The following is a 2,891-nucleotide window of genomic DNA, read 5'->3' on the forward strand; positions in this document are numbered from 1 at the left end:
TCGCCGAGCCCGGCGGCTTCCAGTAGCCGGGCGAGCGGCGTGCGCGTCGCGTCGGAGACGCCGCGGATCTGGAGGTTGGCCCGGGCGGTGAGGTCGAGATGGCCGTTGCCGAAGCGGCGCGCGCCCTCGGCGACGGCGTGCGCTTGCGCCAAGGTCAGGATCCCGAGGGGGGGATGCACCCGGGCGAGCAGGCCGTCGCCGGTGGGCATCGGGCGGCTGAGCCCCGGGCACCAGCCCCGGCGCGCCGGAGCCTCGGGGAGCACCCGGCGATGGGTGGAGACAGTCATTCGGCCGCCTCCGGCATCAGCGCGTCGGCCGGCAGCGCGTTGCGCCGGCTGTGCCACAGGCCACGGTCGCGGGCCTCGTCGAACCGCTCCAGGATCGCTCGGGTCGCGGCCGGGTTGGCGGCGCGCAGGCGGTCGAACACGTCGGGATCGGCGATCCAGGCCGCGTAGAGGCGGTCGAAGCCGGCATCGGTCAAGGCGTCGCTCGCCGCGGCCAGCACGAACACGGCGTCGAGGCCCTGAGCCAATTCCTGCGCGCCGCGGTAGCCGTGGCGGAGCTGGCCCGCGATCCAGCGGGCGTCCGCCAGGCGCCCGCCGATCAGCCGGGCGGCATCCTCCCGGGCGGTGCGGGCCTTCGGACGCTCGGGAACGGAGACGTCGAGGCTGTACAAGGTGGGGCTGGCGCCCTGGAGCGTGGCGGCGGCGGCGAACCCGCCCATCGCGTCCACCGCGGCGTCGCCGTCGAACAGGTCGCGTTCGGCCACGTCGAAGGCGTGAAGATAGGCGTCCGCCGCCGCGACCCGGGCGCCGAATTCCGCGTCCGGCCCCTCGCGGTCGCCGTAGGCGTGGCTGCTGGCTGCGAGGTAAGCCCGTCCGAGATCGGCCCGGACGTCCCACGCGCCGTCGAGGGCGGTGGCGGCCGTGGCGGCGCCGTAGCGACCCGGTGCCGCGCCGTAGACCCGGGCGGTCGTCTCACCACGGCGGCGCGCTGCAGCCAGGGGATTCTCGAAATCCTCCTCGTCCCGTTCGGCCACTGCGCGGGTGGCACGGTCGAGCAGCGCCAGCGTATCCGGGAAGGTGTCGCGGAAGGCGCCGGAGACGCGCACCGTCACGTCGATGCGCGGCCGGTCGAGCATCGCCAGCGGCAGCACCTCGAAGCCGGTGACCCGTGTGCTGGCGTGGTCCCAGACCGGCCGGACGCCCATCAGCGCCAGGGCGTGGGCGACGTCCGCGACCCCGGCGGCGAACAGCCCGACCGTGTCGAGCGCCCAGGAATAGGTCTTGACCCCGACCGTCGGGATCAGCCGGAAGGACGGCTTCACCGCCGCGCAGCCGCAATAGCTCGCCGGCCGGATCACCGAGCCGGCGGTCTGCGTGCCGAGCGCCAAGGGCAGCATCCCGGCACCCACCGCGGCGGCCGAGCCCGCCGAGGATCCGCCCGGGGTATGGCCGGGATCGTGCGGGTTGACGGTCGCGGTCGGGTCGCTGCTGGCGAAGGCCGTGGTCGTGGTCTTGGCGAGTGCCACGGCACCGAGGCGCTTCAGACGCGCCACCACCGAGGCATCGCCCCGAGGCTGCCAGCCGGCGTACAGCGACGAACCCATCTGACTCGGCAGGCCGGCGCTGTCGATAATGTCCTTCACGCCCACCGCGATGCCGGCGAGCGGCCCGGAATCCGGGATGGCCGGGTTGTCGTCCAGGGTGACCAGCGCCCGCAGCTCCGGCTCCCGCGCGGCGATGGCCGCGCGGCATAGATCGATCGCGCCCGAAGGCGTCAGGGTGCCGGCTTCGATGCGGGCGCGGAGGTCGAGGATTGAAAGCATCTTGTATTCAGTCCGCGGTCGACGGTCGCTGTCAACTCGATCCCCTGCCGCCGGTGTAATTGCGGATTCGGTGCATGTGCGCTCGTCCCCCCACGGACTTGCCGCCGCTCCTGATCAGACGCCGACAGCGCGCAATCCGCGAAAACCACAGGGCTCGCCGATCCCGAATCGCCGTTGACGAACGCTTTACGGGACCGTGCGCATCGTCCGGGTCATGTGGCGTGGCGTATCCCTGTTCTCCGCCCTGGCGCTGTTCGGCGCGGGGCTCACCGCTTGCTCGATCAACCGGTTCGAGCGGCGCGACCCGTGGCGCGACCAGGCGGAGCAAGTCTGCCTGGCGAAGAAACTGGTCGAGCCGACCGAGTTCATCACGCCGATCGCGGCGATGGACGGGCCAGGTCCGTGCGGCATGCAGCAGCCCTTCCGGGTGACGCGGCTCGCCGGCGGCACGGTGGTGATGAAGCAGCGGATGACGCTCGGCTGCCCGGCGCTCGCAGAGGCCGAGGCCTGGCTCGCCGACACCATCCAGCCCGCTGCGAACCTGTATTTCGGCGTGCCTGTGGCCGAGATCAACGCTGGCTCCTACTCCTGCCGGGGGCGCAACAATCAGCCCGGCGCCAAGCTCTCCGAGCACGGCTTCGGCAACGCGATCGACGTGATGTCGATCAAGCTCGCGGACGGCCACGTCATCACCGTCAAGGGCGGCTGGCGCGGCACCGAGGCGGAGCAGGGCTTCCTGCGCGAGATCTTCCTGGGTGCCTGCCAGCGGTTCACCACGGTGCTGGCCCCAGGCTCGAACGTGTTCCACTACGACCACATCCACGTCGACCTTGCCCGGCACGACCCGCGCGGCCTGAAGCGGATCTGCCAGCCGTTCATCAAGTTCACGCCCCAGCTCGGGAATGGAGCCGAGCGGCCCCTGTCGCGCCCGCTGCCGCCAACCCGCCAGCCGGCCGCCCCGCAGGCCCCGGTGGATATCGAGGAGGACGATCCCTACGGAGTCTCGCCGATGTCGAAGGCTGCGAGCCCGACCCAGGTCGCCCGAGCCCCGGCACGCCTGCCC

General features: G+C 72.4%; 2 protein-coding genes and 1 pseudogene. 1 reads left to right on the top strand and 2 read right to left on the bottom strand.

Features of this window, described 5'->3' with window-relative positions:
• A pseudogene (locus FV228_RS25485) lies at positions 1-287 on the bottom strand (precorrin-3B synthase); the annotation flags it as partial.
• Positions 284-1,828, bottom strand: a complete 1,545-nt coding sequence (locus FV228_RS33805; RefSeq protein WP_147857098.1) for a cobaltochelatase subunit CobN — start codon at positions 1,826-1,828, stop codon at positions 284-286. The pseudogene FV228_RS25485 and the gene FV228_RS33805, both read right to left, overlap by 4 nt.
• Before the next feature lie 214 nt (positions 1,829-2,042).
• Here FV228_RS33805 and FV228_RS25495 point away from each other — a divergent pair.
• On the top strand, positions 2,043-2,891 hold an 849-nt coding region (locus FV228_RS25495), incomplete at its 3' end, for an extensin family protein (RefSeq protein WP_147857099.1).

The sequence above is a fragment of the Methylobacterium sp. WL18 genome, from assembly GCF_008040015.1.
In the GTDB taxonomy this organism is placed as follows: Bacteria; Pseudomonadota; Alphaproteobacteria; order Rhizobiales; family Beijerinckiaceae; genus Methylobacterium; species Methylobacterium mesophilicum.

Bases quoted from the DNA above. Each gene is read 5' to 3' on its own strand.
- FV228_RS33805 (WP_147857098.1), bottom strand. From the start codon at position 1,828: ATGCTTTCAATCCTCGACCTCCGCGCCCGCATCGAAGCCGGCACCCTG.